General features: G+C 45.4%; 23 protein-coding genes, 3 tRNA genes and 1 pseudogene. 15 read left to right on the top strand and 12 right to left on the bottom strand.

Going from position 1 to position 25,380, the window contains the following annotated elements; all coding sequences use genetic code 11:
• Positions 1–236, top strand: a pseudogene (locus L5L77_RS20145) (IS4 family transposase); the annotation flags it as partial.
• A gap of 108 nt (positions 237–344) precedes the next feature.
• Here L5L77_RS20145 and L5L77_RS20140 read toward each other — a convergent pair.
• Positions 345–941 (bottom strand): Yip1 family protein, encoded by a 597-nt coding sequence (locus L5L77_RS20140; RefSeq protein WP_105252940.1) that lies wholly within the window; start codon positions 939–941, stop codon positions 345–347.
• Between the two features lie 283 nt (positions 942–1,224).
• On the opposite strand from L5L77_RS20140, the gene miaE reads away from it, so the two are divergent.
• The gene (gene miaE, locus L5L77_RS20135; protein ID WP_113938855.1) at positions 1,225–1,995 is read left to right on the top strand and encodes a tRNA isopentenyl-2-thiomethyl-A-37 hydroxylase MiaE; all 771 of its coding nucleotides are present in this window, start codon (positions 1,225–1,227) and stop codon (positions 1,993–1,995) included.
• 167 nt (positions 1,996–2,162) lie between these two features.
• Here miaE and L5L77_RS20130 read toward each other — a convergent pair whose 3' ends face one another.
• Both L5L77_RS20130 and L5L77_RS20125 read right to left on the bottom strand, forming a co-directional pair.
• On the bottom strand, positions 2,163–2,888 hold the full coding sequence (locus L5L77_RS20130) for a UDP-2,3-diacylglucosamine diphosphatase (protein ID WP_198572191.1): 726 nt from the start codon (positions 2,886–2,888) through the stop codon (positions 2,163–2,165).
• Positions 2,889–2,896: 8 nt separating this feature from the next.
• A complete protein-coding gene (locus L5L77_RS20125; RefSeq protein WP_263165993.1) occupies positions 2,897–3,391 on the bottom strand; it encodes a peptidylprolyl isomerase in 495 nt (164 codons plus the stop codon).
• A 140-nt stretch (positions 3,392–3,531) separates the two neighbouring features.
• Here L5L77_RS20125 and cysS point away from each other — a divergent pair, with 140 nt between their 5' ends.
• Entirely contained in the window at positions 3,532–4,911 is a 1,380-nt protein-coding gene (gene cysS / locus L5L77_RS20120) for a cysteine--tRNA ligase (protein WP_028760470.1), read from the top strand.
• 128 nt (positions 4,912–5,039) lie between these two features.
• Here the strand turns inward: cysS and folD are convergent, their stop codons facing one another.
• Positions 5,040–5,894, bottom strand: coding sequence for a bifunctional methylenetetrahydrofolate dehydrogenase/methenyltetrahydrofolate cyclohydrolase FolD (gene folD, locus L5L77_RS20115; RefSeq protein WP_198572194.1), 855 nt, complete (start codon positions 5,892–5,894; stop codon positions 5,040–5,042).
• 457 nt (positions 5,895–6,351) lie between these two features.
• Here folD and L5L77_RS20110 point away from each other — a divergent pair.
• From L5L77_RS20110 to L5L77_RS20070, 9 genes are all read left to right on the top strand, one after another.
• A tRNA-Pro gene (locus L5L77_RS20110) sits at positions 6,352–6,428 on the top strand.
• A gap of 117 nt (positions 6,429–6,545) precedes the next feature.
• Positions 6,546–6,622, top strand: a tRNA-Arg gene (locus L5L77_RS20105).
• Positions 6,623–6,631: 9 nt separating this feature from the next.
• Positions 6,632–6,707 (top strand) — tRNA-His (locus tag L5L77_RS20100).
• Between the two features lie 261 nt (positions 6,708–6,968).
• Positions 6,969–8,273, top strand: coding sequence for a trigger factor (tig, locus tag L5L77_RS20095; RefSeq protein ID WP_263223370.1), 1,305 nt, complete (start codon positions 6,969–6,971; stop codon positions 8,271–8,273).
• Between the two features lie 89 nt (positions 8,274–8,362).
• Positions 8,363–8,971 carry an ATP-dependent Clp endopeptidase proteolytic subunit ClpP gene (gene clpP / locus L5L77_RS20090; protein WP_063883148.1) on the top strand — a complete coding sequence of 203 codons (609 nt, stop codon included), beginning with the start codon at positions 8,363–8,365 and terminating at the stop codon, positions 8,969–8,971.
• Between the two features lie 84 nt (positions 8,972–9,055).
• Positions 9,056–10,336 (top strand): ATP-dependent protease ATP-binding subunit ClpX, encoded by a 1,281-nt coding sequence (gene clpX / locus L5L77_RS20085; RefSeq protein WP_028760467.1) that lies wholly within the window; start codon positions 9,056–9,058, stop codon positions 10,334–10,336.
• 132 nt (positions 10,337–10,468) lie between these two features.
• Positions 10,469–12,826 (top strand): endopeptidase La, encoded by a 2,358-nt coding sequence (gene lon, locus L5L77_RS20080; protein WP_105252934.1) that lies wholly within the window; start codon positions 10,469–10,471, stop codon positions 12,824–12,826.
• A gap of 259 nt (positions 12,827–13,085) precedes the next feature.
• The gene (gene hupB / locus L5L77_RS20075) at positions 13,086–13,358 is read left to right on the top strand and encodes a nucleoid-associated protein HU-beta (RefSeq protein WP_006081127.1); all 273 of its coding nucleotides are present in this window, start codon (positions 13,086–13,088) and stop codon (positions 13,356–13,358) included.
• A 225-nt stretch (positions 13,359–13,583) separates the two neighbouring features.
• Positions 13,584–15,449: a SurA N-terminal domain-containing protein gene (locus tag L5L77_RS20070; protein ID WP_263175959.1), complete on the top strand. Its 1,866-nt coding sequence runs from the start codon at positions 13,584–13,586 to the stop codon at positions 15,447–15,449.
• A gap of 194 nt (positions 15,450–15,643) precedes the next feature.
• Here the strand turns inward: L5L77_RS20070 and L5L77_RS20065 are convergent, their stop codons facing one another.
• The 8 genes from L5L77_RS20065 to pspF all read right to left on the bottom strand — a co-directional run bounded on the left by L5L77_RS20065 (position 15,644) and on the right by pspF (position 23,784).
• Positions 15,644–15,856 carry a molybdopterin-binding protein gene (locus L5L77_RS20065; protein ID WP_006085368.1) on the bottom strand — a complete coding sequence of 71 codons (213 nt, stop codon included), beginning with the start codon at positions 15,854–15,856 and terminating at the stop codon, positions 15,644–15,646.
• A gap of 148 nt (positions 15,857–16,004) precedes the next feature.
• Entirely contained in the window at positions 16,005–17,207 is a 1,203-nt protein-coding gene (gene fabV, locus L5L77_RS20060; protein WP_105252933.1) for an enoyl-ACP reductase FabV, read from the bottom strand.
• 105 nt (positions 17,208–17,312) lie between these two features.
• Positions 17,313–18,098 (bottom strand): ATP-binding cassette domain-containing protein, encoded by a 786-nt coding sequence (locus L5L77_RS20055; RefSeq protein WP_105252932.1) that lies wholly within the window; start codon positions 18,096–18,098, stop codon positions 17,313–17,315.
• Positions 18,079–19,086 (bottom strand): oligopeptide/dipeptide ABC transporter ATP-binding protein, encoded by a 1,008-nt coding sequence (locus L5L77_RS20050; RefSeq protein WP_028760462.1) that lies wholly within the window; start codon positions 19,084–19,086, stop codon positions 18,079–18,081. Before L5L77_RS20050 ends, L5L77_RS20055 begins: the two co-directional genes overlap by 20 nt.
• 3 nt (positions 19,087–19,089) lie before the next feature.
• Entirely contained in the window at positions 19,090–19,980 is an 891-nt protein-coding gene (locus L5L77_RS20045; RefSeq protein ID WP_263223369.1) for an ABC transporter permease subunit, read from the bottom strand.
• Positions 19,967–20,998 carry an ABC transporter permease subunit gene (locus L5L77_RS20040; protein ID WP_263223368.1) on the bottom strand — a complete coding sequence of 344 codons (1,032 nt, stop codon included), beginning with the start codon at positions 20,996–20,998 and terminating at the stop codon, positions 19,967–19,969. Before L5L77_RS20040 ends, L5L77_RS20045 begins: the two co-directional genes overlap by 14 nt.
• The gene (locus L5L77_RS20035) at positions 20,998–22,623 is read right to left on the bottom strand and encodes an ABC transporter substrate-binding protein (protein ID WP_263223367.1); all 1,626 of its coding nucleotides are present in this window, start codon (positions 22,621–22,623) and stop codon (positions 20,998–21,000) included. The genes L5L77_RS20040 and L5L77_RS20035 overlap by 1 nt, the downstream gene beginning before the upstream one ends.
• Positions 22,624–22,692: 69 nt before the next feature.
• The gene (gene pspF, locus L5L77_RS20030; RefSeq protein ID WP_263223366.1) at positions 22,693–23,784 is read right to left on the bottom strand and encodes a phage shock protein operon transcriptional activator; all 1,092 of its coding nucleotides are present in this window, start codon (positions 23,782–23,784) and stop codon (positions 22,693–22,695) included.
• Between the two features lie 177 nt (positions 23,785–23,961).
• Here pspF and pspA point away from each other — a divergent pair, with 177 nt between their 5' ends.
• The 3 genes from pspA to pspC are packed head-to-tail and all read left to right on the top strand — an operon-like array spanning position 23,962 to position 25,275.
• Complete coding sequence (gene pspA, locus L5L77_RS20025) at positions 23,962–24,645, top strand: phage shock protein PspA (protein WP_006081137.1); 684 nt, start codon at positions 23,962–23,964, stop codon at positions 24,643–24,645.
• A 17-nt stretch (positions 24,646–24,662) separates the two neighbouring features.
• On the top strand, positions 24,663–24,902 hold the full coding sequence (gene pspB, locus L5L77_RS20020) for an envelope stress response membrane protein PspB (protein WP_006081138.1): 240 nt from the start codon (positions 24,663–24,665) through the stop codon (positions 24,900–24,902).
• Complete coding sequence (gene pspC, locus L5L77_RS20015) at positions 24,889–25,275, top strand: envelope stress response membrane protein PspC (protein ID WP_028760457.1); 387 nt, start codon at positions 24,889–24,891, stop codon at positions 25,273–25,275. The genes pspB and pspC overlap by 14 nt, the downstream gene beginning before the upstream one ends.
• The last annotated feature ends 105 nt before the right edge of the window (positions 25,276–25,380 follow it).

The following is a 25,380-nucleotide window of genomic DNA, read 5'->3' as shown; positions in this document are numbered from 1 at the left end:
CATCGGTCCATCCCAATCAACTGAGTTTTCGGGATGCGGCGAGTTATATCATCTTCAAGTTGACACAACTGTCATCACAAACACCGGGGAATGTCCCGAGAGACGTATTGGATATAGAACGAAATGCACGGCAATTTAAGCTGGATGGTAAACGGGAAAGGGCATATCCACGAGTTCTTAAAATGAGCAAAAACAAGTTCCCGGTTAGACCAAAGAAAAATGCCGTTCACTCTTAAGTGAACGGCATTAGGCCTTGACGGCCTTCTTTTTTATTTTCTGCTACAAATCAATTGCGACGCAGAGCTTGAGTTGCTGTTGATTAAATTTGTGATGAATTAAAATGGTTATTGGTACATAGGACCAAAGCCTAAGCTCCATAAAATGACACTAGTTGCCATTAGCCCCACCAAGAGTACTAAGCCTGCAGTCACCATAGAGCTGGCGTAGATAAAACCTTTCTCTTCAGGGATATTCATAATGATAGGCACCCCCGCGTACAGTAAATACACTGAGTAGGCTAAACCAATCAACCCCACTATCATGATAAACCATAGCACTGGATATAATGCGGCTAAACCGACCATAAACAATGGGGTTGCAGTGTAGGACGCGAGCTCTAATGCTTGGGTGTAAGTTGGGTTAGCATCGAAGGTTTTTGCCATCCAATAGGCTAAATAGGCAAGGGCGAATACACCTGCAATCAGGCCTAAATACATGCCTGCGGACATAAACAGGGCGCTTTGTGGTGTAAGGTAAATAGGATCGCCAGCGCCAGGATTCCAGCCAATGTAAGCTGTAGCTATATAGCTGCACACCGCCGGAATTAAGGCGATAAGTACTACATGGCTCAAGCTACTTTTCAGTGCCTCATGGTTTTTTTCAATTGTTTGCCACTCTTGTTTTGGATGAGTGTATAGCCCCATTAAGTGATTCAGTATCATTATAATTATCCTTGTTCAGCATTGATGAATGGCTCGCCAAACGTCAGACGAGCTGATAACAGCTCTACAATCGAGGTTAAAATGGTGTCCTGTCTCTTTATCCATCGATTGGTTACACATAGAGAAGTGAGAGGCTGTGTGATCAGGATCTCAGTTCTTTAGAGTGTAGATTATTTATTGAACAAAAAGTTCAGCGCGTCAAGTTTACTTAAGCCTAATGCTATAGCTTATGAGTAAATATGCGTAAAATAGTGCGATATTCAGAATGATATTGAGTGAGTCCATGCTGCAACTTCTTGCCCCCATCCACGCATTTCTTCACTGTGAAACACCGCAAACTTGGATTGATGTCGCGATAAAATCAGATTCCTTGGATGAGTTGCTGATCGACCATTGTAACTGTGAGTTAAAAGCCGCTCAGACAGCGATTTTTTTGCTACGAAAATATGCGTTAGATAAAGACAGTGGTCGAACCCTGTTGGCGTGGGCTAAACCCTATGAAGAGTTTATTTATTCGCAAGAACATGATGTGGAAAGTTTTTTAGCCCGTGATGTGAAAAAGAATGAGTTGGTAACTGACCTTATACCTAAGCCCAACTTTAAGTTTGCTGCGAATTTAGTTTCACCTTTAATCCGCTTGATTAAAGAAGAGTTTCATCATTTTGAACAAGTATTGGATTTAATGCACAAGCGCAGTATTGATTACCGCAATATTCGCGCGGGGCGTTATGCCAAGGGCATGATGAGTCATGTGACAACCCATGAGAAAGATATTTTGCGGGATAAGTTGATTGTAGGGGCATATATTGAGGCTCGCTCGTGCGAGCGCTTCGCTAAACTCGCGCCTTATTTAGACGGTGAGCTGAGTAAGTTTTATGTGTCACTGCTGCGCTCTGAAGCGCGACATTATCAAGATTATCTTGCGTTAGCTCAGTTGGTTTCACCTGAGGATATTAGCGAGCGAGTGAAGTACTTTGGCGAGTTAGAAGCTGAGTTGATTTTAGCGCAGGATGATGAGTTTCGTTTCCACAGTGGGTCGCCTCTATTAAATTAATTTGAACGGCTTTGCTTCCCCAAACGAGTAGAGTTAAGTCCATACAGCTGAAAAGATTAACGGTTCTAACAAACCGTTAATCACAGTATTTTCAAGCTATTAAAACTAAAAATTTAAGCCATTTAAGCTTAAGTAACGCTAAATGAGGCTTACTTAAGCCAATGCCTTTAGGTCATCGTCGGGTCGAAGGGTAAGGACTGTAAATTGATCCCTTCGGCGCTCACACTGAGCACACTGCCTTGTTCATACCAATCGCCAACCACTATACGCTTACAGCCATTGGCAAGTTGATGAATGGCCGGTCTGTGGGTATGTCCGTGGATCATATGCTTAGTGTGTGTCTTGGCAAATAACACATCGACCGCATTGGGCTCTACATCCATGATAGTGTAGCTCTTTTGCTTATTGCTGTTCTTGCTCTTGCTGCGAATTTTATCAGCAATGCCCTGACGGGTTTTCTTGGATAAACAACCGTACAGCCAACGAGACAGCGATAAACTGCGCAGTTTTCGAAAGCGTTGGTAGGCCTTATCTAAAGTACATAAGCTGTCGCCGTGTAAAATTACAGTGTCGACACCGTATAAATTGAGGCGAGTGACTTCGGGTAAAATTTGCATGCCTGCGGCGCGCGCAAATTGTTTGCCTAGCATGAAGTCACGGTTGCCATGGATAAAATACACGGGCAACTTTTGTGATACTTGCTTGAGTTTTTCGGCGATGTCGAGGGCAAAAGGCAAGGCAATATCATCACCAACCCAGACTTCAAACAAATCGCCTAGGATATAAAGGGCGTCGGCATCATCGAGTTCAGTGTCGAGAAAGCGAGTGAACGCTTGGGTGATATCAAGGCGATCTGCACTCAGGTGCAGATCGCCTATAAATAGAGTTCGCATTCGCCGTATTATGCCGCGACGCTGACTTTTTCAATCACAATGGCTTCTAATGGCACATCTTGATGCATACCACGGTTACCAGTGCTAACAGCTTTAATTTTTTCGATAATGTCCATGCCTTCAACGATTTCGCCGAATACGCAGTAGCCCCAGCCCTGTGAGGTTTCTGATTTAAAATCGAGGAAAGTGTTGTCGTTCACGTTAATGAAGAATTGCGCAGTAGCTGAATGTGGATCTGAGGTACGCGCCATAGCGACAGTACCAGTACGGTTTGATAAACCGTTATTGGCTTCGTTCTTCACTGGCTCGTTACAACGCTTTTGGCTCATGTCTTCGTTGAAGCCACCACCTTGGATCATGAAACCGTCAATCACACGGTGGAAGATAGTGCCTTCGAAGAAACCTTCGTCAACATATTTCATGAAGTTTGCTACTGTTAACGGTGCTTTTTCAGCGTTCAGTTGCAGTTTAATGTCGCCCAAATTAGTGTGTAATGTGATCATGTTTTCATACTCTGTGTAAATAGTGGCGCGATTCTAACTTATCTCGGATTGCGCGCAAAGTGCAGTATTCAAAACCTGTCAGGCCGTGATAGACTGACTCCTTGATTTTACACCTGAATGTATCATTGAAGAGAATATCGATGTTGAAGATTTACAACAGTATTACCCGCCAAAAACAGGAATTTAAGCCAATTAATCCCGGGAAAATTGGGATGTACGTGTGTGGTGTGACCATATACGATCTCTGTCATATTGGTCATGGCCGTACTTTTGTTTCTTTCGACATGATAGTGCGCTACCTGCGTTACGCGGGTTATGAAGTGAATTTTCAGCGCAATATTACGGATGTTGATGACAAAATCATCAAGCGCGCTAACGAGAATAACGAAAGCTGTGAAGCCTTAACCGAGCGTCTTATTGGTGAAATGCACCAAGACTTCGATGCCTTAAATATGTTGCGCCCCGATTTTGAACCGCGCGCGACCCTTCACATTGCTGAAATCATCGACATGGTTGAGTTATTACTCGCCCGTGGTCATGCCTATGTGGCGAGCGATGGTGATGTGCTTTTCAGCGTGGCCTCATATCCTGATTATGGCCGTTTATCGGGCCAGAATTTAGATCAACTGCAAGCCGGTGCTCGGGTTGAAGTGGACGAAACCAAGCAAAATCCAATGGATTTTGTGTTGTGGAAAATGTCTAAACCTGGCGAACCAACGTGGGAATCTCCATGGGGACCGGGTCGTCCTGGCTGGCATATCGAATGTTCGGCCATGAACAGCAAACATTTAGGTTTGCATTTTGATATCCATGGCGGCGGCTCTGACTTACAGTTCCCACATCATGAGAATGAAATCGCCCAGTCTTGCTGTGCCCATGACACACCATACGTCAACTATTGGATGCACACTGGCATGGTGATGGTTGACCGTGAAAAGATGTCTAAGTCCTTAGGCAACTTCTTCACCATTCGAGATGTGCTTGGTCACTATGATGCTGAAACTGTGCGTTATTTCTTATTATCTGGCCATTATCGTAGCCAACTGAATTATTCAGAAGATAACTTGAAACAAGCGCGCTCAGCCTTAGAGCGTTTGTATACGGCGATTAAAGATGTCGACTTAACTGTCGTTGCGGCGCCTGCAGAAGAGTTTCTTGCCAAGTTTAAAGCGGCGATGGATGATGACTTTAATACACCTGAAGCCTATTCAGTACTTTTTGACATGGTGCGTGAGATCAATCGTTTAAAACTGACCGATATGGCACAGGCATCTGCGTTAGCGGTCACCTTGAAGCAATTAGCGGATGTGTTAGGTCTATTAAGCCAAGAGCCAGAGGCCTTCTTTCAAGGCGGCGGTAGTGACGATGAAGTGGCCGAAATCGAAGCCTTAATTGTTGAGCGTAACCGTGCTCGTACCGAAAAGGATTGGGCTGCTGCGGATGTGGCGCGTAATCGTTTAGATATTTTGGGCGTTGTGCTTGAAGATGGTCCAAGTGGCACCACTTGGCGTAAGAAATAAGTTTATTCGCTATATTTTTAATTCAAGAAAACCTTCAGTAAATAAAAAAACCTGCATTATGCAGGTTTTTTTATGCTTGCGAGAACCTAGAACCTAGAACCTAGAACCTAGAACCTAGAACCTAGAACCTAGTCATGATACTGCTCGGCGGCATATAAGGTGTTTTCTAATAGGCTTGCAATTGTCATCGGGCCAACACCGCCGGGGACTGGAGTGATAAAGCTGGCATTTTGCGCTGCAATGTCATATTGCACATCGCCGACTAAGGTGCCGTTATCTAAACGGTTAATTCCCACATCTATTACAATCGCGCCGGGCTTGATCCACTCACCAGGAATAAAGCCAGGTTTACCCACCGCAACGACCACGAGATCTGCCTGACGAATTTTCTGTTCGAGATTCTTAGTGAAGCGGTGGCAAGTAGTGGTGGTGCAGCCAGCCAGCAGCAACTCTAAGGTCATTGGGCGGCCGACAATATTGGATGCGCCAACCACAACAGCATCTAAACCATAGGTATCAACGCCGGTGGATTTGATGAGTGTCATTATGCCCATTGGGGTACAAGAGCGTAGCACCGGAATACGCTGGGCTAAACGGCCGACGTTGTACGGGTGAAATCCATCGACGTCTTTATCTGGGCGGATACGCTCGATGACTTTTGAGTCTTCGATATGCGCGGGTAATGGCAGTTGCACTAAGATGCCATCAATTGTCGGATCATCATTAAGACTATCAATCAGGTTGAGTAATTCATCTTCAGTGCAGTTTGTTTCTAAATCGTATGAACGAGAAAGAAATCCAACTTCTTCACAAGCCTTACGTTTACTGCCAACATAAACTTGTGATGCCGGATCGGCTCCCACTAATATTACGGCTAAACCCGGTACGCGTTGTCCAGCCTCTTTGCGGGCGGTGACTTTTTCGCTGAGCTTAGTGCGGATGGATTGAGCAATCGCCTTGCCGTCGATTATTTGGGCTGTCATGGGTGTAGGATATCCTTTATATGGGCGATGGTGAAAACAGTAGTTAACACAGAGATTGGCAATCGTGGCTATTTTAACAGGGCACTGCTACTGTGTCATGGTTAAAGCCGTTGCCAAGTGGATAAAAAAACCAGATTAGCCTGATAATTCAGCACCTAGAGTCGAACGATAAAAAAATCGTTGACGGGTGTAAAGTGAGGGGATAAGATGCGCTCCGTTCTCAGGCAGATGTGTTCATCTTGCGCTGAAACTGTCATGTAAGACCTTCGGTGATTAGCGTAGTCCGATAGTGCATCCAGATTTTGGATGAGAACGGACCAGAGGAAACCCTCTGAGTTAGTGCCAAATAATGTAAGACCTTCGGTGATTAGCGCAGTCCGATAGTGCATCCAGATTTTGGATGAGAGCGGACCAGAGGGAACCCTCTGAGTTGATACCAAGTAAAATGTAAGACCTTCGGTGATTAGCGCAGTCCGGTAGCGCATCTGGTTTGGGACCAGAGGGTCAGAGGTTCGAATCCTCTATCACCGACCACTTTATTGTCGTTTGCTTCAATGAATTCAAAAATAATTTGAACTCAAATAGGCGAATGATAGGGTTAGCATAAATGCTTTCCAAATCGGTTAGGATACAGAAAATTCTGTAAACCATGCGCCCGTAGCTCAGTTGGATAGAGCACCCGCCTTCTAAGCGGGTGGTCGCAGGTTCGAATCCTGCCGGGCGTACCAGTTTCAGTGGTGATTGTAGCTCAGTTGGTAGAGTCCCGGATTGTGATTCCGGTTGTCGTGGGTTCGAGCCCCATCAGTCACCCCATTTTTAGTACTTTGAGTACAAATTAAAAAAAGCGACCTTGTGTCGCTTTTTTTATACCCCAGATTCGGCTGTTGAGGCTCGACTCTGCAGAAAACGGTGGCTATAATGTCGCGTCTTGATAGATATCAACTATGAGCGACCTGTGCCTAAAGCCAGTTGTGGTGGGCATTGTAGTCAAATTTAATGATCAAGAAACGAATACCTGAATAGTTGATGAATCGGCTATTACAAAGGACGTTAGACAAATTTCGAGGTAAAACAATGCAAGTTTCTGTTGAAGCAACCCAAGGCCTAGAGCGTCGCCTGACCATTTCTGTTCCTGCTGAACAAATTGAAAAGCTGGTTAAAGACAGTTTACAACGTGAAGCTAAGCGTGCTCGTATCCCAGGTTTCCGTCCTGGTAAAGTGCCTGTTACTGTTATAAACAAACGTTACGGCGCAGCGATTCGTCAAGACATCATGGGTGAAGTGATGCAACGTAACTTCATCGAAGCAATTATTGCTGAGAAGTTAAACCCAGCGGGTGCACCGACTTTTGTTCCTGGTTCTACTGATGGCGAAAAATTCGAATTTATCGCTACCTTTGAAATCTATCCAGAAGTTGAGCTGAAAGGCTTAGATGCAATCGAAGTAGAACAGCCAAAAGCTGAAGTGACTGACGCTGACGTTGACACTATGATTGAAACCTTACGTAAACAACACGCGACTTTCGCTGCTGTTGAGCGTGAAGCTGCTGATGGCGACAAAGTGAAAATGAACTTTGTTGGCTCAGTTGACGGTGAAGAATTTGAAGGCGGCAAAGCTGATGATTTCGAACTGCAATTAGGTAGCGGTCGTATGATCCCTGGTTTTGAAGCAGGTATCTTAGGTCACAAAGCGGGCGAAGAATTTATTATCGACGTGAACTTCCCTGAAGAATATCACGCTGAAAACCTGAAAGGTAAAGCGGCTAAGTTTGCGATTACGCTGACTGAAGTGCAAGCGGCTAACCTGCCAGAAGTAAACGATGAGTTTGCTGCTTTGTTCGGTATCAGTGAAGGTGGCTTAGAAGCCCTTAAAACTGAAATCCGTAAAAACATGAACCGTGAACTTGAGCAAGCGTTAAAAGCTAACGTAAAAGAGCAAGTGATCAATGGTCTGTTAGCTAACAACGATATCACTTTGCCAAAAGCATTGATCGATGGCGAAGTTAACGTTCTGCGTCAACAAGCCATGCAACGTTTTGGCGGCCAATCGGCTAACATGCCAGAACTGCCAGCTGAATTGTTCACTGAACAAGCTGCACGTCGTGTTAAAATCGGTCTGCTATTAGGCGAAGTCATCAAGACGAACGAACTGAAAGCGGAAGATGAACGCGTACAAGGCTTGATCGCTTCTATGGCTTCAGCCTACGAAGATCCAAGTGAAGTAGTTGCTTATTACAACAGCAACAAAGAGCTGATGCAAAACATGCGCAACGTTGCTTTAGAAGAGCAAGCGGTTGAAGCACTGTTGAAATCTGCCAAAGTGACCGAAAAACAAGTCGCTTTTGAAGAATTTATGAACAAGGCTACCGGTCGCGCATAAGCTAAGCTTGACTTGATTAGCTGTTCGCCATTTATAATGGCTCGTATGAGGCTCCTCATGCGAGCCATTTTTATTTAGGGAAGTGAATAATGCATAATGCGTCAGACATACAAAGTGCTTTAGTGCCTATGGTGATCGAACAGACTGCTAAGGGTGAACGCTCATACGATATTTATTCTCGTTTGTTGAAAGAGCGGATTATCTTTTTGGTAGGCCAAGTTGAAGAACACATGGCGAACCTTATCGTGGCGCAATTATTATTCTTAGAATCAGAAAGCCCAGATAAAGATATCTTTTTATACATTAACTCCCCAGGTGGCTCTGTCACCGCAGGCATGGCGATTTATGATACCATGCAGTTTATCAAACCGAATGTTAGCACTGTCTGTATCGGCCAAGCCGCCAGTATGGGCGCTTTCTTGTTAGCCGGTGGTGAGAAGGGTAAGCGTCACTGTTTACCAAACTCTCGCGTGATGATCCATCAACCGCTGGGTGGTTTCCAAGGTCAAGCATCAGATATTGCTATTCATGCCAAAGAAATCTTAGGCATTAAAAATAAGCTTAACCTAATGCTCGCTGAACACACAGGTCAACCGCTCGAAGTGATTGAACGCGATACCGATCGTGACAACTTCATGAGTGCAACTCAAGCCGTCGAATATGGCTTAGTTGACTCTGTGATGACGAAACGCGGCTGATTTTTGCTTTTGACTGAGCTATGCTTTGTAAAAGTTAAGCAAATTTAAGACAGGCAGTAGAGCAGATTGCAAATGAGGTAATTAATGGGCGACAACAAAAATAATGGTGACAGTGGTAAATTGCTGTACTGCTCTTTTTGCGGAAAGAGCCAGCATGAAGTCAGAAAACTCATTGCTGGCCCATCAGTGTATGTATGCGACGAATGTGTTGAGTTATGTAACGACATCATTCGTGAAGAGATTAAAGAAATCTCTCCAAAGCGTGATAGCGATAAATTACCGACACCACATGAGTTGCGTGCACATTTAGACGATTATGTTATTGGCCAAGACAGAGCGAAAAAAGTGCTTTCTGTGGCAGTGTATAACCACTATAAGCGTTTAAAAAATGCATCGCCTAAAGATGGTATCGAGCTGGGCAAGAGTAATATTTTGCTTATCGGTCCAACGGGTAGCGGTAAAACCCTACTGGCTGAAACCCTTGCGCGCTCACTCAATGTGCCTTTCACTATGGCAGATGCTACTACGCTGACTGAAGCGGGTTATGTGGGTGAAGACGTTGAAAACATCATTCAAAAGTTGCTGCAAAAGTGCGACTACGATGTTGAGAAGGCGCAGCGTGGTATCGTTTATATCGATGAAATCGATAAAATTAGCCGTAAGTCAGACAATCCATCAATCACCCGTGACGTATCGGGTGAGGGTGTACAGCAAGCACTGCTTAAGCTGATTGAAGGTACTGTTGCCGCGGTTCCACCACAAGGTGGCCGTAAGCATCCACAGCAAGAATTCTTACAAGTCGATACTTCTAAGATCCTGTTTATCTGTGGTGGTGCGTTTGCAGGGCTTGAGAAAGTGATTGAGCAACGTGCGCACGTTGGCTCGGGTATTGGTTTTGGTGCACAGGTGAAAGGCGAGAAAGAGAAAGCGACGATCTCTGAAACGTTATCACAAGTAGAACCTGGCGATTTAGTCAAATACGGTTTAATCCCTGAGTTTATTGGTCGTCTGCCAGTGGTTGCGACTCTGACTGAGCTGGATGAAGAAGCTTTAGTACAAATTCTATCTCAACCTAAAAATGCCCTAACTAAGCAATACAGTGCGTTATTTGAGATGGAAGGGGTTGAGCTTGAGTTCCGCGAAGATGCGCTTAAAGCGATTGCTCACAAAGCCATGTCTCGCAAGACTGGTGCCCGTGGCCTACGCTCCATCGTTGAAAGTATTCTGCTGGATACTATGTACGATATCCCATCCGTTGACGGTGTGGTGAAGGCCGTTGTGGATGAATCAGTCGTGAAAGGGGAATCTGCCCCAATCTTGATTTACGAGCACAATGAGGCCCAAGTGGCATCAGGCGAACAATAATTGTACTGATCGCTAATAAACTGAAAAACAAGGAGTCCAATGGACTCCTTTTTTCGTATTAGCCATTGAAACTCCATAAAGCGTCCCAATATACTCCAGTATTAATCCATTTCACCAAAACGGAATCGAGCTATGACCCAAGAGCGTGAAGCGCATATCGAACTCCCCGTGCTGCCACTGCGAGATGTGGTGGTCTATCCCCATATGGTAATTCCGTTATTTGTCGGACGAGAAAAATCTATTCGATGTCTCGAAACGGCAATGGCGCAGGATAAGCAAATTATTTTAGTGGCGCAGCGTGATGCCGAGCTCGATGAACCATCAAAAGATGACATCTTCGAAGTGGGTACGGTTGCCTCTATTTTACAGTTACTTAAGCTGCCAGACGGTACAGTCAAAGTGCTGGTTGAAGGCGGTCGTCGCGCCCGTATTACCCGTTATACCCAAGAAACAGAATTTTTTGTGGCTAAGGCAGAGTATCTGGAATCAGAGCCGCTGGAAGACAAAGAAGAAGAAGTGTTAGTGCGCAGTGCTATTGGTCAGTTTGAAGGTTATATCAAGTTGAACAAAAAGATCCCGCCAGAAGTCTTGACCTCTTTATCGGGTATCGATGAAGCGGCGCGTCTGGCCGATACTATGGCCGCACACATGCCACTTAAGCTTGAAGATAAGCAATCTGTGCTTGAGATGGTCAACGTCGGCGAACGTCTGGAATATCTAATGGCGATGATGGAATCGGAGATTGACCTATTACAGGTTGAGAAACGTATCCGGACTCGCGTTAAAAAACAGATGGAAAAGAGTCAGCGTGAGTACTATCTGAACGAACAGATGAAAGCCATCCAGAAAGAACTGGGTGACCTAGATGAAGGCCATGACGAATTTGAAGCCTTAAATCGTAAGATTGAAGAGGCTAACATGCCCGCTGAGGCGAAAGAGAAAGCCCTCGCCGAGCTTAACAAGTTACGCATGATGTCACCAATGTCGGCTGAAGCGACGGTTGTTCGCAGTTATGTCGATTGGATGACAGCGGTGCCTTGGAGCCAGCGCTCTAAAATCAAACGTGATTTAGCCAAAGCCCAAGAAGTACTCGACACCGATCATTTTGGTCTTGAAAAAGTCAAAGAACGTATCTTGGAATATTTGGCAGTCCAAAGCCGAGTGCGTCAGCTTAAAGGGCCAATCCTGTGTTTAGTGGGGCCACCAGGTGTGGGTAAAACCTCGCTAGGTCAATCGATCGCTAAGGCGACCGGTCGTAAGTATGTGCGTGTTGCCCTCGGTGGCGTGCGTGATGAAGCGGAAATCCGTGGTCATCGCCGTACTTACATTGGGTCTATGCCGGGTAAAGTCATTCAAAAGATGGCTAAAGTCGGCGTGAAAAACCCGTTATTCTTGCTCGATGAAATCGACAAGATGAGTTCTGATATGCGCGGCGATCCGGCTTCTGCTTTATTAGAAGTGTTAGATCCTGAGCAAAATGCGACCTTTAACGATCATTACCTCGAAGTCGATTACGACCTATCCGATGTGATGTTTGTTGCAACGTCAAACTCTATGGATATTCCTGGGCCACTTCTTGACCGTATGGAAGTCATTCGTTTGTCGGGTTACACCGAAGACGAGAAGCTGAATATTGCTAAGCAACATTTGCTGAATAAGCAAATTGAGCGCAATGGTTTAAAAGCCACTGAAATTAAAGTAGATGATAGTGCTATCGTTGGCATTATCCGTTATTACACCCGTGAAGCGGGTGTGCGTTCACTCGAGCGTGAATTGTCTAAGATTTGCCGTAAAGTCGTGAAAATGATTTTGCTCGATAAGTCTGTCAAGTCTGTGACTGTCAACCAAGAGAATCTTAAGTCTTTCCTTGGTGTGCAGCGCTTTGATTACGGCAAAGCCGAGTCTAAGAACCAAATCGGTCAAGTGACTGGCTTAGCGTGGACTCAAGTGGGCGGTGACTTACTGACGATTGAAGCAACCTCAGTGCCAGGTAAAGGGAAGTTAACCTATACCGGTTCCCTTGGCGACGTGATGCAAGAGTCGATTCAAGCAGCGATGACAGTTGTTCGCGCCCGTGCGGAACAATTAGGTATCAATGCTGATTTCTACGAGAAGCGTGATATCCACGTGCATGTGCCAGAAGGTGCGACACCCAAAGATGGTCCATCTGCAGGTGCGGCAATGTGTACCGCGTTAGTATCAAGCTTAACGGGTAACCCCGTGCGTGCTGATGTGGCCATGACAGGTGAAATAACCTTACGTGGTGAAGTGTTACCTATCGGTGGTTTGAAAGAAAAACTGCTAGCAGCTCACCGCGGCGGCATAAAATTGGTGCTTATTCCAAAAGAAAATGAGCGCGATTTGGAAGAAATTCCTGCCAATGTAATTGCCGATTTAGAAATTCGTCCCGTGCGTTGGGTCGATGAAGTGTTAAAACTGGCACTAGAAAGGCCGGTGGAAGGCTTCGAAGTGGTTAAAAACTTGGCATAACGCAAGAAATTGCGCTATCACGTTAAAAAAAATGAAAAAAGGGGCTTAACAAAGCGCAGACCTGTGGTAGCCTAGGTCTGTGGAGAGCCAGCTGCTCCAAGCCCTTGGCGCAACTGGCTTTGAGCTGTATCCAGTTTTAATTCTTTGGTTTTCGAACTCAGCTTGAACTTTGAATTCAAGCTTGTTATAAAAGCCTCCGCAGACCGCTCTAGAGACGGATTTGGTTGCGGCGCAAAAAAATTACATTCAAGGGGATGACATGAACAAATCTGAACTAATCGAGAAAATCGCATCTGGTGCTGACATTTCTAAAGCCGCTGCTGGCCGAGCACTGGATTCTTTTATCGCTGCTGTGACCGAAGGTCTGAAAGAAGGTGATAAAATTTCTCTTGTTGGTTTTGGTACTTTTGAAGTGCGTGAACGCGCTGAGCGTACTGGTCGCAACCCACAAACGGGTGAAGAAATCAAAATCGCAGCAGCTAAAATTCCTGCATTCAAAGCTGGTAAAGCACTGAAAGACGCTGTTAATTAATAATTAATATCGTAGCCTTTGTAAGGCGTTCGTAATGACAAGCACTGTTTATCAGTGCTTTTTACGAATTGAAAGTAATGGAATATGAAGCTTAATTTCTACCATTACTCGGGGTTTTAGAATTTACCAGTGGTAGCGTCTGAATATTCCCCATAAATTACAGAAAGGCGCATCTCAACCTGATGCGCCTTTTTATTTTGTTAATCGCAACAAGCGAGAAATCTGATGTTAGAAAAGATCCGCGATGGTTCGCAAGGCGTGATTGCTAAAGGCATTCTCGTACTTGTGATTTTATCTTTTGCATTTGCAGGAGTCAGTAGTTACTTAGGTTCAACAACTGATGTGCCTGCGGCAGAAGTGAACGGTGACAAGATCACTAAAGCCGAGCTAGAGCAGGCGTACCAGAGCGAGCGCTCTCGCATGGAGCAACAGCTAGGTGAAATGTTTGCTGCGTTATCTGCTGACGAAAAATACTTACAAAGCATTAAGCAGAGCGTATTAGAACGCTTAGTGGCTGACAAGTTGATAGATCAAGCTGCTAAGGCTATGGGTCTACGTGTATCTGACGAGCAAATTGTTGCTGCAATGAGAGCTGAACCGGCATTTCAAACTGATGGTAAATTTGATAACGATCGTTATCAGGCGATTCTGCGTCAGTTAGGTTATCAGCCACAGACTTTCAGAGACATGATGCGTGTCGATATGACCCGTCGTCAGTTAACTGCGGCCCTTGTGGGTACTGAATTCGTGTTACCTGGCGAAGCTAAGCAATTGGCTGAGTTACAAGGCCAAACCCGTGATGTGCGCTATGTTATTGTCGATTCTGCACCATTCTTAGCGACAGCGGTTGTGACTGACGAGCAAGTGAAAAACTATTACGACGCAAACCAAGGGCAGTTTATGAGTCCTGAGATGGTGAGCTTAGAATATGTTGAACTGAATGCTGCTGATTTTGCTAAAAATAATCCAGTTTCTGATGAAGAAGCACAAACGTATTACGAAGAACATAAAGCACAATATGTTTCTAACGAGAAGCGTCTTGCCGCGCATATTTTGGTTATGCCAGGTAATGATGAAGCTGCAGCAAAAGCAAAGGCTGAAGATCTCGCTAAGCAATTAGATAGCGGTGCCGATTTTGCTGATCTGGCTAAAGCTAACTCTGATGATACTTTGAGTGCAGAGCAGGGCGGTAAACTGGATTGGTTTGAACCTGGTGTTATGGACCCCGCATTTGATGCCGCTTTATTTGCATTAAATAAAGGCCAACATTCTGCGGTGGTTAAAACAGACTTTGGTTTCCACATTATCAAGCTATTAGATGTGCAATCTGGCGCGACTGTACCTTTTGCTGATGTGAAAGCTAAGATAGTGGCTCAATTGCAAGATAAGAAAGCGGTTGACCAGTTCTATAGCTTACAAAGTAAATTAGCGGATACCAGCTATGAAGTGCCAGATACACTATCTGAAACCGCAAAAGCTGTTGGCGTTGATGTTAAGACTACAGCACTGTTTTCTCGCGATAATGCACCTGCTGAGCTAAACAAGCCTGACTTAGTTAAAGCAGCCTTCTCTGAAACTGTGATGCTGAAAGGTTTAAACAGTGAAGTGATTGAGCTTGAACCTAACCATGTGGTTGTTATCCGAGCGAAAGAACATCACGATGCGGGTACTTTGGCCTTAGCTGAAGTGAAAGCCAACATCACTGAGCGCTTGAAGCAAGATCAAGCAAACGAAGCCGCCCGTGCAAAAGCACAGGAACTGATGGCACAAGTTAAAGCGGGTGCAACTGATCTTGGTTTAGTGTCTAAAGCGAAACTAGGCCGTGGTGCGCAAGACGTTGATGCTGCGATTGTAGGCAAAGCGTTCCAAATGCCAACACCAAGTACAACTCCTGTTGTTGATACCGTTGGTTTAGCAAACGGTTATGCTGTGGTTGCACTGGATAAAGTCAACGCAGCAGAAGGTGTGAGTGATGAGCTAGTTAATGCACTTAAACAACGTCTGAACGCACAATACAGTGAAGCAGACTACCGTGGTTTGATCGATTCGCTTAAAGCCAATGCCAAGGTGCTTTATCCTGTAGAAGAATAATTTCAGTGAGGATAGTGAGTTATTAAATTTACTATCCGACTGATTAAATAGAAAAGGCCAAGTGAGTTCACTTGGCCTTTTTGTTTTTTTAATTCGATAAAGTTTACCAATGAAGTTCGAAGGATATCCGCTATAGCAACACTGTCAGACTCCATATTCCATAACTTCAATCGCCACGTTACTGAGTTGAATGGTTAATCATCAACGCCAATCATTACGCTGCTGGCTTTGATGAGGGCATAAGCCGAATCACCCACTTTGAGCCCTAGGCGCTCACAGGAAGCTTTAGTCACCACAGAGGTCAGTACGACACCGGGTGCAAGTTCTATTGTCACTTCATTGTTTACAGCGCCCATTTCTATGGATTTGATTGTACCGCTGAGGGTGTTTCTTGCGCTAATTTTCATTGATTTTCCTTATTGAGGGATTATTAGGGGTCAACTGCAGCTAGTGTAGCGCATCTTAATCTGGGAGTTATAAATAAAAACGCCACTAAAAAGTGGCGTTTAACGTTTGTGATAAGCAGTGATTCGCTATCGAGTCGATTAGAGTCGATTAGAGTTCGATAACGTCAAACTCAACGTATGGGTTAACGTCGGCATCGTAATCAATACCTTCGATACCAAAACCAAATAACTTAATAAATTCAGCTTTGTATTCACGGTAATCAGTCAATTCTGATAAGTTTTCTGTGGTCACTTGTGGCCACAAATTACGGCAGTGTTGCTGAATATCTTCACGCAGTTCCCAGTCATCTAAACGTAAGCGATTATCACTGTCGGTCTCAGGTTTTGCACCATCGGCACGGAATAGACGCTCACTGAATAAGCGATAGATTTGCTCCATACAACCTTCATGGAGACCTTCCTGACGCATTTTCTTGAATACCATAGCGATATATAAAGGCATGACAGGAATGGCCGAACTCGCTTGAGTCACAACGCTCTTTAGCACTGCAACATTTGCGCTGCCGCCAGTGGCTGACAGTTGTTCATTTAACGCTTTTGCTGCGCGGTCCAGATCCATCTTGGCCTTGCCAAGGGCGCCGTGCCAGTAAATTGGCCACGTCAGTTCAGTACCGATATAGCTATAGGCTACGGTTTTGCAGTTATCCGCTAATACACCGGCTTCAGATAAGGCTTTAATCCACAGTTCCCAATCTTCGCCGCCCATAACGGTGACAGTATCAGCAATTTCTTGCTCAGTTGCTGGCTCAACGGTGGCTTCAATGATGCAGTCTTTATTGGTATCAACGGCAGTCGCTGTGTAAGTTTCGCCAATGGGTTTTAAAGCTGATCGGATAAGCTCACCTGAATCAGGGAGTTTGCGCACTGGTGATGCCAGTGAGTAAACAACCATGTCAATTTCACCAAGATCTTGCTTGATAAGCTCGATGACTTTTTGTTTAGCTTCATGGCTAAAGGCATCGCCGTTAATGCTTTTAGAATATAAACCTTCCGCTTTAGCAAATTTGTCGAAAGCGGCAGAGTTGTACCAACCTGCAGTACCTGGTTTCGCTTCAGTACCTGGCTTTTCGAAGAACACGCCAATCGTTGCGGCATCGCTACCAAAAGCGGCTGCGATACGTGAAGACAGACCATAGCCACTTGATGAACCGACTACTAATACCTTTTTCGGGCCGTTAGCGATCTTGCCTTTTGCTTTAGTTAAGGTGATTTGTTCTTGAACGTTTACTTCACAACCGACAGGGTGTGTAGTGGTACAAATGAATCCACGAATTTTTGGTTTGATAATCATATTTAAGCTTCTTCTATCAAAATGACCAATAGGATAAATATTTCGGCGGGTAAATGGCACCTATTTTTAGCCAATTCACCTGATTATTTAAGTGGTTGGAGCAGTTTAGCGTTTGTGAACAAACAGACTCTGCTCTTGGACCAACCTCTGGGTGTATTCATGTTTTGGTGAATTAAATATTTGTTCTGTATCAGCTTTTTCAACCATTACACCTTTGTGCAGTACCATAATTTTATCGCTGACATGGCGAATAATATTGAGATTATGGGACACGAAGATATAAGACAAGCCGAGATCTTTTTGCAGTTTTAACAGCAAATTAAGAATTTGCGAACGCACCGAAAGGTCCAGAGCGGTTAAGGCTTCATCGGCAATGATAATTTTAGGATTGAGCATTAAGGCTCGTGCTACTGCGACTCGTTGTTTTTGCCCTTCGGAAATCATGTGCGGATAAAACTCCGCATGCTCAGGTAATAAACCTACTTTTCGTAAGGTATCGACCACTTGGGTGTGCCGCGATTGCGCTGACATTTGGGTGTTGAAACGTAGCGGCTCATCGAGTAATTGACCAATCGTTAGGCGCGGGTTCAGTGAAGTATTCGGATCTTGGAAAATCATCCGAATTAAGCGGCATCTTTGCTTCACATTGCGGCTGTCTAAGGCTTCACCTTCGAAAAATATCTCACCACCGCTGCGGGGCTCTGCACCGACTAAAATGCGGGCGAGGGTACTCTTACCTGAACCCGCCTCACCCACTATCGCTAAGGTTTCACCGCGTTCGAGTTCAAAGGATACGGGCGCTAATGCATCGTTATATTGGCGGGAAAAGCCCTTATAACCAGTATCATATCTTTTATAAAGGTCATTAACTTTAAGCAGTGGGGTCGTCATTATGGGTTTCGCCGTGATAAGGGAAATGACAGGCAAAATAGCGGTCTTTGATATGACTCAAATTTGGCTGATTAACGCATTTTTTTTGTGCTTCAGGGCAGCGTGGCCCTAAACGGCAACCAATAGGCAAATGCTGTAAGGCGGGCGCAGAACCCGGTAGGGTAGGCATAATCGCCTTGTGACCACCTGAGCCTGAATAGTCGGGCATATTTTCGAGTAACGCCTTAGTGTAAGGATGATAAGGCTGCTTAATCACTTCGTCCGTTGGCCCAGATTCCATGACTTGACCGCAATAGAGCACGGATAAGTGATCACACCATTGGGCTAAGGTTTCCAGCTCGTGGCTGATCAATAGAATCGATACGTTTTGTAATTGATTTAATTGGGATAATAATCTGAAAATTTGCGCCTGAGTGCTGAGCTCCATCGAGCTTGTGGGTTCGTCTGCAATCAATAGGCGAGGCTGATTAGCAACCGCCATCGCAATCATCACCTTTTGGCATTCGCCTTCGGATAATTCCCATGCGTAGCTAGACATCACTTGCCGCGGATTCTTGATCCCGACTTTATGCAGCCATTTCTGTGCTGTAAGTCTTGCATGCCTGCGCCGTTGCCAAAAATAGGCGCTAGGATTTTTAGGCATAGCTTGCATTAACTGACTGCCGACGGTTTGTGCTGGATCTAAGCTGCCAGACGGATCTTGGAAGATCATCGCCATGTCTGAACCCATCAGATTACGGCGCTCTTTTGAGCTCATGGCCATCAAGTTATTGCCATCCCACATCATGCGGTCTGCTGTGATAGTCCAGTTAGGGCCGGGGATGCCTAAAATTGCTCTGGCTAACAAACTTCGTCCTGAGCCAGATTCACCCACTAGCCCATGAATTTCGCCCGCATTGAGCGTTAAGCTGACTTTTTCTAGCGCCCGCACTCTACCGTGGGGCGTATCGAGTTCAATCGTTAGATTTCGTACGTCGAGTAAGGGCATAAGTTAGTTTCTGATGGGCGCAAGCGCCGACCGTAGGCCATCGCCAACCAAGTTAATGGAAAGCACACTGAAAAGAATCGCTAAGCCTGGGATAGTTACGGCCCAAGGCGCTGTTAGTAAATTATCCATTCCTTGGGCGACCATAGCGCCCCATTCTGGACTCGGCGCCTGTGCGCCCAAGCTTAAAAAACCCAGGGCAGCGATATCTAAAATAGCAGCTGAAATGGCAAGTGTGGTTTGAATAATCACCACTTCCCACACGTTTGGCATAATGACATACCAAAAAATTTGCATCGAGTTAGCGCCGTCTAAACGCGCGGCTGTGACATATTCTTTTTGTAATTCTTCATGCACTGACTGGTGTATGGAGCGCACAAATTGTGGGGTTAAGGCTATCCCGACGGCCCAGAACACATTTTCAAGCCCTGGTCCCATTACAGCAACTACTAAAATGGCCATTAATAATGAAGGAATTGATAACAGCGCATCGAGCAAATGACCAAGAATACTGGATTTTAAGCCCCGCATCATGCCCGACAACGACCCTATGATAAAGCCTGTGAATAATGCAGTAACTACGATCAGCAGCGCCATGCCAAAGGTCAAGTGCGCGCCGTGTAATAATCGGCTGAAAATATCGCGGCCGAGATCGTCAGTCCCTAAAAAGTGCGCCACTGTCCCTGAAGGGTCCCAAGAGGGTGGCAATAGCAAGGCTCTTGGATCTTGTGCTTCTGGCGGAAAGGGCGCAATCATAGGGCCAAACAGCGTTAGCAAAAGCAGGAATGCAATCGTCCACAGCCCCGCCAAGGCAAAAGGGTTGGCCGAAAAATTTTGCCATACCCGCATCATAGGGGAGGCGATTTGATCTTCTTTATAGATTTTAACTGGCGGCATAAAGGTCTTTTCTGCTCAGTGGATTGAAGACAGTATGCAATACTTCAATCAAGATACTTAGGAAGATGATCAGCAAGGCAACAGCCAGAATACCCCCTTGGATAACAGTATAATCCCGCTGATAAATTCCCGATACCAACCATGAGCCGACCCCCGGCCAAGAGAAAATCATTTCGACCACAATGGCATAGCTGGCAAAGGAACCAAGCATTAACCCTAGGTGCTTGAGCACAGGGATTAAGGCATTGGGTAGGGCATGGCGCAGAATGATAGTGCCAGTGTGCATTCCCCGGGCTTCGGCGGCGCGAATAAAGGTTTGATTCATCACATTCATCATGGCTGAACGGGTGCTGCGGACGACCACGGTAAAAGGTAAAACGGCTAAGGTTGTTGCGGGTAAGACAATATGTAACAGCGCATCTTTAAAGGCTGACATGCTGTATTGTGACTCAGAAAGTAAGATATCAACTAACATAAAGCCGGTGATCGGCTTAATCTCATACAACAAATTTAGTTGTCCAGATATAGGTAACCAGCCCAGGTCGACCCCAAACCAGAGTGACAGATAAAGCCCCAACCAAAAAACGGGCACTGAATAGCCCGTAAGGGTAATGGCCATAATGGTATTCTGGGTGAGTTTATGCTGGCTTTGAGAGGCTAAAACCCCGAGCGGTACCCCTAAGCCAATGGCAATGATTGCCGCCATAATCGCTAATTCAAACGAGGCAGGAAGCACGGCGCGTAATTCTTCGGCAACACTTTGGTGAGAGGTGACCGATACCCCTAAATTCCCGCTTAATCTCTGTTGCAAATACGCAAAAAATTGCAAAGCTTGATTATCATTTAATCTGTAGTCTTGCTCTATTTGCACCAATTGGCTTGCCGTAGGGGCATGAATGCCCGTCAGTGCAAAGCTACGTTCAACGGGAAATAATCCCGTGCTGTAAAACAGCACCCCAATCATCACCAAGGATGTCGCAAGAAAGAGATAAAGGCGTCGCAAAAGGTATCTGAACATCAGCGAGCCTCCTGCGGAGTTTGGCTTGTATGGGCAAAGGAAATGCCTCCAAAGGGTGTGAGTTGCATGTTTTGGACATTACTACGAGTTAATGCAACACGTTTGGCGTGAGCTAAATTCACCATTGGAACTTGGTCGGCTAGAAAGGCCTCGGCTTCGTGGTAAATGGCTTTACGTTCTGCCAGGGACGACATCTCTCGGGCTCTATCTAAAATGGCATCAAATTGGCGATTACACCAGCGAGAGCGGTTGTTGTTCGACTGCATTGCCGAGCAACTGAGTAACGGAGTGAAGAAATTGTCAGGATCGCTATTATCGGCATTCCAGCCAATAAGCACTGAGTCATATTCATCGCGGCTGAGTCTTTGACTAAATACACTCCAGTCATAACTAATAATATTGACCTTAACGCCGATATTCGCTAAATCAGATTGAATTAATTCTGCAGTTTTCAATGTATTAGGATTATAAGCTCGGGCTACTGGCATGGCCCAAATATCGATACTGAGATTTTTTATTCCCACGGTTTTGAGTAAGTCCCGTGCTTTTTGTGGGTTGTAATCGTTCAGACCTTTATTGTTGTCGTAGGCCCAAGAGGCGGGGGGCAGCACCCCTGTAGCCTCAATGGCAGTATTTTGATAAACCGCTCGCAGGATATTTTGTTTATCGACCGCATAGGCGAGGGCGCGGCGTACGCGAACATCATCTAGTGGTGGCTTTTGTGTATTAAAGGCCCAAAATGCTACGTTAAGACCTGGTTGTGATTCGATGTTTAATTCTTGATGCTGTTTGATAACAGGCAGTTCACCTGCTTTGGGCAGCGCAGAAACGCTGCAATCCCCCGCGATAAGCTTAGCGAGCCTAACTGTACTTTTGGGCGTGATATCAAATACCAGCATATCGATTTTTGCTGGCTCTCCCCAAAAATCGGGATGACGGCGATAGCGGATATATTCGTTTTTAGCGTATTGCACTAAGGTGAACGGTCCTGTACCAATGGCAAAGTGGTCGACGTTTTCAGGATGACCTAAAGCTAACTGCTGCTGCGCGTATTCGTTTGATAAGATCACCGCAAAGTCGGTGGCTAAATTCGACAGAAAAGAAGCGTCTTTGCGGGTTAAGTAAAAGACCACTTCATGATCGTTTATCTTCTCTATCCCTTTAACTTGCTGAGAAAAGCCAATACTTTGGAAGAAGGGATAACCCGTGCGGGAGACAAAATGATAAGGATGCTGGGTATCGATAATACGATTAAAGGAGAACAACACATCGTCGGCATTAAAGGGGCGAGTTGGGTAAAAACGCTTTGAATGCTGGAACTGCACGTTTTCCCTGAGAGTGAAACGATAGCTTAAGCCATCATCAGACATGGCCCAACTCGTCGCCAAGGCAGGGACAAGCTTGCCTGACTGGGTGTCATAATCCACTAGGCGGCTATAAATTTGATGCGAGGTGGCATCGATTGTCGTGCCAGATGTCACCAATTGTGGATTAAAAGACTCAGGGTTCCCTTCGGAGCAATACACCAAACCAGAAGGGAGTCGTTGGGGGCCACACGCGACCAACAACCAACTCATGCAAGAAACTGCAGTTGTTAGGCACAGGCGTCTAATTAGCACACTCATTTATAAATCATTATTTTATCGACTATGAACGGCTATTTTAGCAGTGCATCTCCCCCGTGGGCAATCTGCTTATGCTTTATCAAGTAAATTGTACTTTTTAAGGATGCCACGCAGTTGGTGGTAGCTTAATCCGAGCATGTCGGCGGTTTTCTTTTGGTTATATTGGCTGTTTGAAAGTGCCTGCTGGATCAGATCCATTTCGTACTGCTCCGTTTGCTCTTTAAAATCTAACGGAAAATTAAAGCAATTTGTTGAAAACTCAGTATTGACTTGTACTTCAGCCTCAAATATCGGCGCAGATTGTGGCGTACTGGCAACAGTTGTTGGCGCAACTGAGGTGATTTGACGCTCGCGGGTCTTGATCCGCGTTTGGGGCCGATACGGTGAAGCAAAGGGATCGAGGGTAATATGATCGATGGGCCTATTTTCACCACCATTACGGTAAACGCTGCGCTCGACCACGTTTTTAAGTTCACGGATATTACCCGGCCAGTCGTGGGTCATTAATTGCTCGACCGCATGGGCGCTGAAACCGCTGAACAGCTGCAGCTTTAATTGGCGTGCCATGCCAACGGCGAAATACTCCGCCAGCGTCATGATGTCTTCTGGGCGGCAACGCAGCGGTGGCAGAGTAATTACATCGAAGGCGAGTCTATCGAGCAAATCGGCACGAAATTCGCCTGCGTCAGCAAGTGATGGTAAATCTTCGTTGGCGGCGCAGATTAAACGAACATCAGCCTGCACGGTTTTGCTACCGCCGACCCGCTCAAATTCGCCATATTCAATGACACGCAGAAGCTTTTCTTGGATAAGTCCTGAGGTGTTGGCTAATTCGTCAAGAAATAAGGTGCCACCGTCGGCGCGCTCAAAGCGGCCTTCGTGTTTGCCTTTGGCGCCAGTAAAGGCTCCTGACTCATGGCCAAATAATTCACTCTCGAGTAAATTTTCACTCAAAGATGAACAGTTTAGCTTAATAAAACTTTGATCCCAGCGCTTAGACAGATAATGTAAGCGTTCGGCAATAAGCTCTTTACCTGTACCACGTTCACCAATAATCAGTACGGGTTTAGACAGAGGCGCTATTTGCGACACATGTTCTAACACTTCGAGTAGGGCGTTGGATTGACCGATAAGGTTGTCTTGCTGAAATTTATTATCCACGATATTTTTTAGTCTTTCGCGCTAAAATTTGGTGAAAATGATAATAAGTGGCTTGAAGCGTAAAAGGAAGTAAAAGTTAATATTTTGTTTAACTTGCTGTATTTAAATAAGAAGTTAAAGTTGGCACGATTAGTGTATTACCTTATGCGAGACCAACATCAATTTGAGGATAGGATTATGGGAATTTTCTCTCGTTTCGCCGATATCATTAACTCTAATATCAGCGCATTGCTGGATAAAGCAGAAGACCCAGAAAAAATGGTTCGACTGATTATCCAAGAAATGGAAGACACACTCGTTGAAGTGCGTTCTACCTCAGCTAAAGTGTTAGCTGAAAAGAAAGAGCTGCAACGTCGTATCAACCGCGTGTTAGAGCAAGTGCAAGATTGGCAAGATAAGGCTGAACTGGCACTGTCGAAAGACCGTGAAGACTTAGCGAAAGCCGCTTTAGTTGAAAAACAAAAAGCGACCGGTTTAGCCGATACGCTGAATCAAGAGTTAGCCGTCATCGATGAACATATCGCACGCTTGAAAGATGAAGTGGGCATGTTGCAAGAAAAGCTGCTCGATGCAAAAGCGCGTCAAAAGACCATTATTTTGCGCACTCAAACAGCGTCATCACGCTTAGAAGTGAAAAAGCAGCTAGATTCAAGCAAGATCGACAACGCTATGCTTAAGTTTGAGCAATATGAGCGCCGTGTCGAAGGCTTAGAAGCCCAAGTTGAATCTTACGATCTTGGCAGCAAGAAGACCTTAGCCGATGAGTTTGCGGCGCTAGAAGCGGAAGATTCTGTGAATGCAGAACTGGCAGCGCTCAAAGCCAAGGTAAAAGGTAAAGCGCCAACTAAGTCAAAAGAATAACAATTCAGAGGTGAGTTATGGATATGGACGTGCTAATGGCGCCGATTATTATTTTCATGGTGATAGTCGCGCCAATATGGTTAGTTCTTCATTATCGCAGTAAGCGACAAGTGAGCCAGGGACTCACTGAGGAAGAGTTTTCACAACTCAATGATTTGATATCCAAGGCCGATAAAATGGCGGCGCGTATCGAGACCTTAGAGGCCATTCTGGATACAGAATCGCCCGAATGGAGGGGGAAACATGAGAGGATCTAATGGCCGTACTTTGTACCGCATTCCCCAGTCAGGCAAAATAGCGGGTGTATGTGCAGGGATTGCCGAGTACTTTGCGATTGAAACTTGGTTAGTGCGAGTGCTGACTGTGTCTATCTTCTTACTCGGCGGCTCAGGTGTGGTATTTATCATCTATGTCGCTTTGTGGGTGATTTTAGACATCAAGCCGCAAAAGCATTACGATAGAGACGATATCGAGGTGAAGAAGAAGCCGTGGCAGTCGGGAGAACCCGCAAAGCAAGCGCTAAGCGACGTGAGTCGTCAATTTCGAAGTCTAGAAGTTAGGCTACAAAATTTAGAACGCCATGTCACCTCTGACAACTTTGATTTAAAAAGACAAATCAATAGTTTGTAACCCTTCTAAAGGGCGGCCATGTCCGCCCTTGTTGCTTAATCTCTGCTCCATTCCAGTGTATAGTCAACATCACTTGACATAAGTTAACATCATTCGACATAAGGG

The organism is Shewanella sp. SM29, assembly GCF_025654245.1.
GTDB classification, from domain to species: Bacteria; Pseudomonadota; Gammaproteobacteria; order Enterobacterales; family Shewanellaceae; genus Shewanella; species Shewanella oncorhynchi.
The sequence above is the reverse complement of the archived record's forward strand: the minus strand, read 5'-3'. Positions and strand labels throughout refer to the sequence as shown.

Excerpts from the sequence above, each read along its gene's own strand:
- L5L77_RS20045 (WP_263223369.1), bottom strand. The coding sequence starts at position 19,980 with ATGCCGCCAGTTAAAATCTATAAAGAAGATCAAATCGCCTCCCCTATG.
- hupB (WP_006081127.1), top strand. The coding sequence starts at position 13,086 with ATGAACAAATCTGAACTAATCGAGAAAATCGCATCTGGTGCTGACATT.
- tig (WP_263223370.1), top strand. The coding sequence starts at position 6,969 with ATGCAAGTTTCTGTTGAAGCAACCCAAGGCCTAGAGCGTCGCCTGACC.
- L5L77_RS20050 (WP_028760462.1), bottom strand. The coding sequence starts at position 19,086 with ATGCCCTTACTCGACGTACGAAATCTAACGATTGAACTCGATACGCCC.
- fabV (WP_105252933.1), bottom strand. The coding sequence starts at position 17,207 with ATGATTATCAAACCAAAAATTCGTGGATTCATTTGTACCACTACACAC.
- pspA (WP_006081137.1), top strand. The coding sequence starts at position 23,962 with ATGGGAATTTTCTCTCGTTTCGCCGATATCATTAACTCTAATATCAGC.
- L5L77_RS20035 (WP_263223367.1), bottom strand. The coding sequence starts at position 22,623 with ATGAGTGTGCTAATTAGACGCCTGTGCCTAACAACTGCAGTTTCTTGC.
- clpX (WP_028760467.1), top strand. The coding sequence starts at position 9,056 with ATGGGCGACAACAAAAATAATGGTGACAGTGGTAAATTGCTGTACTGC.
- L5L77_RS20040 (WP_263223368.1), bottom strand. The coding sequence starts at position 20,998 with ATGTTCAGATACCTTTTGCGACGCCTTTATCTCTTTCTTGCGACATCC.
- lon (WP_105252934.1), top strand. The coding sequence starts at position 10,469 with ATGACCCAAGAGCGTGAAGCGCATATCGAACTCCCCGTGCTGCCACTG.
- L5L77_RS20065 (WP_006085368.1), bottom strand. The coding sequence starts at position 15,856 with ATGAAAATTAGCGCAAGAAACACCCTCAGCGGTACAATCAAATCCATA.
- folD (WP_198572194.1), bottom strand. The coding sequence starts at position 5,894 with ATGACAGCCCAAATAATCGACGGCAAGGCGATTGCTCAATCCATCCGC.
- miaE (WP_113938855.1), top strand. The coding sequence starts at position 1,225 with ATGCTGCAACTTCTTGCCCCCATCCACGCATTTCTTCACTGTGAAACA.
- L5L77_RS20125 (WP_263165993.1), bottom strand. The coding sequence starts at position 3,391 with ATGATCACATTACACACTAATTTGGGCGACATTAAACTGCAACTGAAC.
- cysS (WP_028760470.1), top strand. The coding sequence starts at position 3,532 with ATGTTGAAGATTTACAACAGTATTACCCGCCAAAAACAGGAATTTAAG.
- clpP (WP_063883148.1), top strand. The coding sequence starts at position 8,363 with ATGCATAATGCGTCAGACATACAAAGTGCTTTAGTGCCTATGGTGATC.
- pspB (WP_006081138.1), top strand. The coding sequence starts at position 24,663 with ATGGATATGGACGTGCTAATGGCGCCGATTATTATTTTCATGGTGATA.
- L5L77_RS20055 (WP_105252932.1), bottom strand. The coding sequence starts at position 18,098 with ATGACGACCCCACTGCTTAAAGTTAATGACCTTTATAAAAGATATGAT.
- L5L77_RS20070 (WP_263175959.1), top strand. The coding sequence starts at position 13,584 with ATGTTAGAAAAGATCCGCGATGGTTCGCAAGGCGTGATTGCTAAAGGC.
- L5L77_RS20130 (WP_198572191.1), bottom strand. The coding sequence starts at position 2,888 with ATGCGAACTCTATTTATAGGCGATCTGCACCTGAGTGCAGATCGCCTT.
- pspC (WP_028760457.1), top strand. The coding sequence starts at position 24,889 with ATGAGAGGATCTAATGGCCGTACTTTGTACCGCATTCCCCAGTCAGGC.
- L5L77_RS20140 (WP_105252940.1), bottom strand. The coding sequence starts at position 941 with ATGATACTGAATCACTTAATGGGGCTATACACTCATCCAAAACAAGAG.